This window comes from Bradyrhizobium sp. (genome assembly GCF_016462955.1).
Taxonomy (GTDB): Bacteria; Pseudomonadota; Alphaproteobacteria; order Rhizobiales; family Xanthobacteraceae; genus Bradyrhizobium.
In genome coordinates, this window is the sequence record NZ_JAEMSD010000454.1 from 1 (window position 1) to 5583 (window position 5583).

The 5583-nt window shown below is 68.5% G+C and carries 5 protein-coding genes; 2 read left to right on the top strand and 3 right to left on the bottom strand.

All coding sequences use genetic code 11. The annotated features are described in order from the left end of the window. Window positions 1–1379: pseudouridine synthase (locus JHD07_RS31445; RefSeq protein ID WP_291629226.1), on the top strand; the 1379-nt coding region annotated here is incomplete at its 5' end. A gap of 174 nt (window positions 1380–1553) precedes the next feature. Next, a complete protein-coding gene (gene rsmD / locus JHD07_RS31450) occupies window positions 1554–2111 on the top strand; it encodes a 16S rRNA (guanine(966)-N(2))-methyltransferase RsmD (protein WP_291629228.1) in 558 nt (185 codons plus the stop codon). A gap of 82 nt (window positions 2112–2193) precedes the next feature. Here the strand turns inward: rsmD and mutL are convergent, their stop codons facing one another. The 3 genes from mutL to JHD07_RS31465 all read right to left on the bottom strand — a co-directional run. Further along, on the bottom strand, window positions 2194–4008 hold the full coding sequence (gene mutL, locus JHD07_RS31455; RefSeq protein WP_291629231.1) for a DNA mismatch repair endonuclease MutL: 1815 nt from the start codon (window positions 4006–4008) through the stop codon (window positions 2194–2196). Between the two features lie 104 nt (window positions 4009–4112). Next, entirely contained in the window at window positions 4113–4529 is a 417-nt protein-coding gene (gene arfB, locus JHD07_RS31460) for an alternative ribosome rescue aminoacyl-tRNA hydrolase ArfB (RefSeq protein ID WP_291629233.1), read from the bottom strand. 100 nt (window positions 4530–4629) lie between these two features. After that, on the bottom strand, window positions 4630–5583 hold a 954-nt coding region (locus JHD07_RS31465; RefSeq protein WP_291629235.1), incomplete at its 5' end, for a pitrilysin family protein.

Genomic DNA, 5583 nt, shown 5'->3' on the forward strand with positions numbered 1-5583 from the left:
GAAGCGGGGACGCTCCTCGCTGCCTTCGCGCTTCTGCCAGGGCTTGTCCCCGCTTCTCCCGTTCGCGCGACGATCGTCCGTCGGGCGAACGTCCGTTTCGCGAACGGCCCAAATTCGATCGCCCGCGCGATGATCGCCCGAAATTCGATCGGCCCCGTCGCGACGGCGATGGCGAGCGTGGCGGCGACCGTCCGAAATTCAACCGTCCTCGTGAACGCTCGGAGGGCCGCTCCGACTGGCACGAGCATCCGCGCAGCGAAGGCCGTTTCGGCGATCGTCCGCGCCGCGAAAACGAGGATGAGAGCAGGATCTTCGAGAAGCGCCCCGCCTTCGGCGGCCGCGGCGCCTATCGCCAGCGCGATCGTGATGTCGAGGGCCGGCCGCGCCGCGAAGACGCGCCGAAGCCTAAGAAGGCCGGCGAGCGCATCGCCAAGGCGCTGGCCCGTGCGGGGCTTGCCTCGCGCCGCGACGCCGAGGAAATGGTCACGCAGGGCCGCATCACCGTCAACGGCCGCGTCATCAACTCGCCGGCGCTCGACATCACCAAGAACGACGTCGTCCTGGTCGACGGCAAGCCGTTGCCGGAGCGCGAGCGCACGCGGCTGTTCCTCTATCACAAGCCACGCGGGCTGATGACGACGCATGACGACCCCGAGGGGCGTCCGACCGTGTTCGACAATCTGCCCGAAGGCCTGCCGCGCCTCATCAGCGTCGGCCGGCTCGACTTCAACACCGAAGGCCTCTTGCTGCTCACCAATGACGGCGGCCTCGCACGCACGCTCGAGCTGCCCGACACCGGCTGGCTGCGCCGCTACCGCGTCCGCGCCCATGGCGACGTCACCCAGGCGCAGCTCGACGAGCTCAAGAACGGCATCGAGATCGAGGGCGTCAAATACGGGCCGATCGAGGCGACGCTGGAGCGCGACCAGGGCGCCAATGTCTGGCTGGTGTTCGCGATCCGCGAAGGCAAGAACCGCGAGGTGCGCAACGTCTGCGCTCATCTCGGCCTCGAGGTGAACCGGCTGATCCGCGTCTCCTACGGCCCGTTCCAGCTCGGCGAGGTCCCCGAAGGACAGGTCGAGGAGGTTCGCTCGCGCGTGCTGCGCGAGCAGCTCGGCGAGAAGGTGATCGAGAAGTCGGGCGCGCAGTTCGACGCACCGTCGAAATCCTCTCGTGTCGACGACGCGCCCAGCGAGAAGAAGCCCGCCACCAAGCGCGCCGTCATCAACGACCGCAAGGGCCGCCGCGTCCTGGTGCAGCGTACCGGCAGCGAGGAGGCGCGCGAGCGCAACGAGATGGAAGCAGGCGGCTACGGCCCGCCGCGCCGTCCCAAGCGCGGCTATCACGGCAAGCGCGACCTGACGCCGCGGGAGGATTGAGGTGGAGCACGGTCATTCGCTCCGCACGATCTCGTTCCCTCCCCCCTTGTGGGGGAGGGTTAGGGAGGGGGGTACCCCACGGGAGGTCTGTGCGCGTGGCACCCCCTTCCCCGACCCTTCCCCACAAGGGGGAAGGGAGCGCACCTTCCGTGCCAGAAAGATGTGGGCCTCATAATGCGCGTCGTCGGCGGTCGCTTGAAGGGGCGCAATCTCGCCTCGCCGTCCTCGCGCGACATCCGCCCCACGGCGGACCGGCTGCGCGAGTCCGTGTTCAACATCCTCGTGCATGCCTATGACGATCCGATTCCCGACGCGCGCGTGCTCGATCTCTTCGCCGGCACCGGCGCGCTCGGCATCGAGGCGTCCTCGCGCGGGGCGAAGTTCGTGCTGTTCGTCGACAACGGTGCGGAGGCACGGGCTCTGCTGCGCAACAATGTCGAGGCGCTCGGCCTCGGCGGCGTCACCAAGGTGTACCGCCGCGATGCCACCGACCTCGGCCCGGCGCATCCCGTCGAGCCGTTCTCGCTGGTGTTCCTCGACCCGCCCTACGGCAAGGGCTTTGCCGAAAAGGCGCTCGCGTCCTTGCGCGACGGCGGCTGGCTCACCCCGGGCGCGCTGCTGGTGGTCGAGGAGGCCAAGGCCGCGCAGTTCGCGACGCCGGACGGATATGAGGAGCTGGAGCGGCGGGCTTATGACGACACGGAGTTCGTGTTTTTGCGTAGGGCGGATTAGCGAAGCGTAATCCGCCACTGTCTGTCACCGCGGAAGCAGAAGAGGTGGATTACGCCTTCGGCCAATTCACACTACCGCATCGTCACCTCCGTCCGAACAGCTTCTCCACGTCGCTCAGCTTCAGCTCGACATAGGTCGGCCGGCCGTGATTGCACTGGCCGGAGTTCGGCGTGTCCTCCATCTCGCGGAGCAGCGCGTTCATCTCCTCCGGCCGCAAGCGACGGCCGGCGCGCACCGAGCCGTGACAGGCCATGGTCGCCGCGACGTGCATCAGGCGGCGCTCCAGCGGCAGCGCTTCGTCCCATTCGGCCATGTGCTCGGAGAGATCGCGCAGCAGGCCGCCGGCATTGGTCTTGCCGAGCAGCGACGGCGTCTCGCGCACCGCGACCGCGCCGGGGCCGAAGGATTCGATGGCGAGGCCGAATGAAGCAAGTTCCTCGCTACGCTCCAGCAGGCGCTCCACCGTCGCCTCGTCCATCTCGACGATCTCGGGGATCAGCAGGATCTGCCGCTGCACGCCGTTGGCGGCCAGCGAGGCCTTCAGCCGCTCGTAGACGATGCGCTCATGCGCCGCGTGCTGGTCGACGATGATGAGGCCGTCGCGGGTCTGCGAGACGATGTAGGTCTCGTGGATCTGGGTACGCGCCGCGCCGAGTGGGCGGTCGACGAGATCGCCGGCGGGCTGACTCTCGATCCGCACGTCCGCGCTGGGCGCGCCGACGTCGAAGGCGGCCTGAGCGCGCTCGGCGAAAGCGGGCGCCGCAGCGCCTTCGAATGACGGCAACGGCGCGACCGGAGCGGCGGGCGAGGTCCGCCAATCCCAACTCGCCGGACGCTGCGGCGTGAAGGCCGGGCGGAGCGCAGACAATGCGCTCTCGCCACTGTTGGCCGCGGTGCGTCGGCCCTCGCGTGCGAGAGCTTCTTTCAATCCGTGCACGATCAGCGCGCGCACGAGGCCGGCGTTGCGGAAGCGCACCTCGGTCTTGGCCGGATGCACGTTGGCGTCGACCTCGCGCGGATCGAGCGTGACGAACAGCGCCAGCACCGGATGGCGGTCGCGCGGCAGATAGTCGGCATAGGCCGCGCGCACCGCCCCCAGGATCAGCTTGTCGCGGACCGGGCGGCCGTTGACGAAGAGATATTGCCCGAGCGCGTTGGCCTTCGTCAGCGCCGGCGCCGCGGCGTAGCCGGCGACGACGACGCCCTCGCGCTCGGCGTGGACCTCGATGGCGTGACTGCGGAATTCCGCACCGAGAATGTCGCCAAGCCGCGTCAGGCGGCCGGCGGCGCCGGGCAGGGCGGCGGCCCAGGTCACCGGCGCGCGCTCCTCGCCCGCAAGCGTGAAGGCGATGTCGGGCCGCGCCATCGCGAGCCGCCGAACGACCTCGCGGATCGCTTCCGCCTCGGTGCGGTCCGTCTTCAGAAACTTCAGCCGCGCCGGCGTCGCATAGAAGAGGTCGCCGACTTCGACCCGGGTGCCATGCGCCAGCGCCGCCGGCATGATCTCGGACTTCTCGCCGCCTTCGACGGTCAGTGCCCAGGCATGCGGCTCGCTGGCATGCCGCGTGGTGATGGAGAGCCGCGCCACCGACCCGATCGACGGCAGCGCTTCGCCGCGGAAGCCGAGGGTGCGGATCTGCAGCAAATCCTCGTCATCGAGTTTTGACGTCGCATGGCGCTCGACGGCTAGGGCGAGATCCTTCGCGGTCATGCCGCCGCCGTCATCGGTGATGCCGATCCGCCGTCGGCCGCCGCCGTCGGTGAAGACGTCGATCCGGCTCGCCCCGGCATCGATCGCGTTCTCGACCAGCTCCTTGACCACGCTGGCGGGGCGCTCGACCACCTCGCCGGCGGCGATGCGGTTGACGACCTGTTCTGGAAGCTGGCGGACGGGCATGGGGGACTCAGCGGACGTTCAGGCCGCCAATCTAGTCCTGCCGGCGGTCAATTGCATGAGGCATGTCCGAGCTGCCCACATGCTGTGCGCGCCGGAACAAACGCCTAATCGTCGAAGCGGCCGCCGCGCCCGGCCTTGACGTCGCTGCGGCGCTTCTTGCCCTCGAGCCGACGCTGCTTGGAGCCGTAGGTCGGCTTGGTGGCGCGGCGCGGGACTGGCCGCACCATGGCTTCGCGCAGCATCCCGGTCAGGCGATCGATCGCGTCCTGGCGGTTGCGCTCCTGGGTACGGAAGCGCTGGGCGTGTCTCACGATCACGCCGTCCCTGGTCATGCGCTGGCCGGCGAGGCGGGCGAGGCGCAGCGCCGCATCCTCCGGGATGGTCAGCTTGCGCGTGTCGAACCTCAATTGCGCCGAGGTCGCGACCTTGTTGACGTTCTGCCCGCCCGGGCCTGAGGCGCGGACAAAGCCGATCTCGATGTCGTCCTCGTCGATGACGAGATCGCGGGATATCCGCAGCATGTGGCCACCAGAAACAGATTCGGGTGCGCACAATAGCGGTTTTGGATGGAGTTCGTCATTCCGGGGTCGATACTGTGCATCGCCCCGGGTTACAGTTGGATCAGTTCGACTTCGTCACCGGCGCCGCCGACGGCTGCGCGGCGGCCTGCGGGGCGCGGCCGACGACGACGGTCAGTAGGCCCTGGCCCCAGAGCCGCTTGGCGACCGCCTTGGCGTCGTCCAGCGTTACGGCCTCGATGATGCCGTTGCGCTTGTCGATATAGTCGATCGGCAGCTTGTCCTGCTGATATTGCAGCAGCGCCTGCGCCAGCTTGGATGAGGTGTCGAGCGCCAGCATCTGCGAGCCCTTGAGGTAGGACTTGGCCTCGTCGAGCTCCTTCTGGGTCGGGCCTTCCTCGGCCATGCGGCGCACTTCCTTGTCGATGGCATCGATGGTGTCGCCGGCGCGGTCGGCGCGGGTTCCGGTATTGCCGATGAAGATCGCCGAATGCTCCATCCAGAGCAGCGATTCGTACACCGAATAGGCCAGCCCGCGCTTCTCGCGGACCTCGCGATAGAGCCGGGAGGACAACCCGCCGCCGCCGAGGATGTGGTTGACCACGTAAGCTGCCATGAAGCTCGGGTCGCTGCGTTTCACGCCGGGGCCGCCAAAGGTGATCACGGTCTGCGGCACGTCGAGCGTCACGAAAGCGCGTTGCGGCGGCTTGGCGGCCTCGACGTCGGGCACTGGCGTCAGATTGGCCTTGGCGGGCAGGCTGCCGAAGGTGTGGTCGAGCAGCTTTCCGAGGGTCGCCGGATCGACATCGCCGACGACGGCGATCTTCAGCCCGTCCTTTGCGATCACCCGGCCGACATAATCCTTCATGTCGGCGACGGTGATGGTCGGCACGCTGTCGAGATTGCCGTTGGTCTGCCGGCTGTAGGGATGGTCGCCGAAGGCGACCTCCAGGAACTTGCGGCTCGCCAGCGAGGTCGGATTGGTGGTCTCGCGGCGCAGGCCCGAGATGACCTGCGCGCGGATGCGTTCGACATCCGCCGGGTTGAAGTGCGGCGA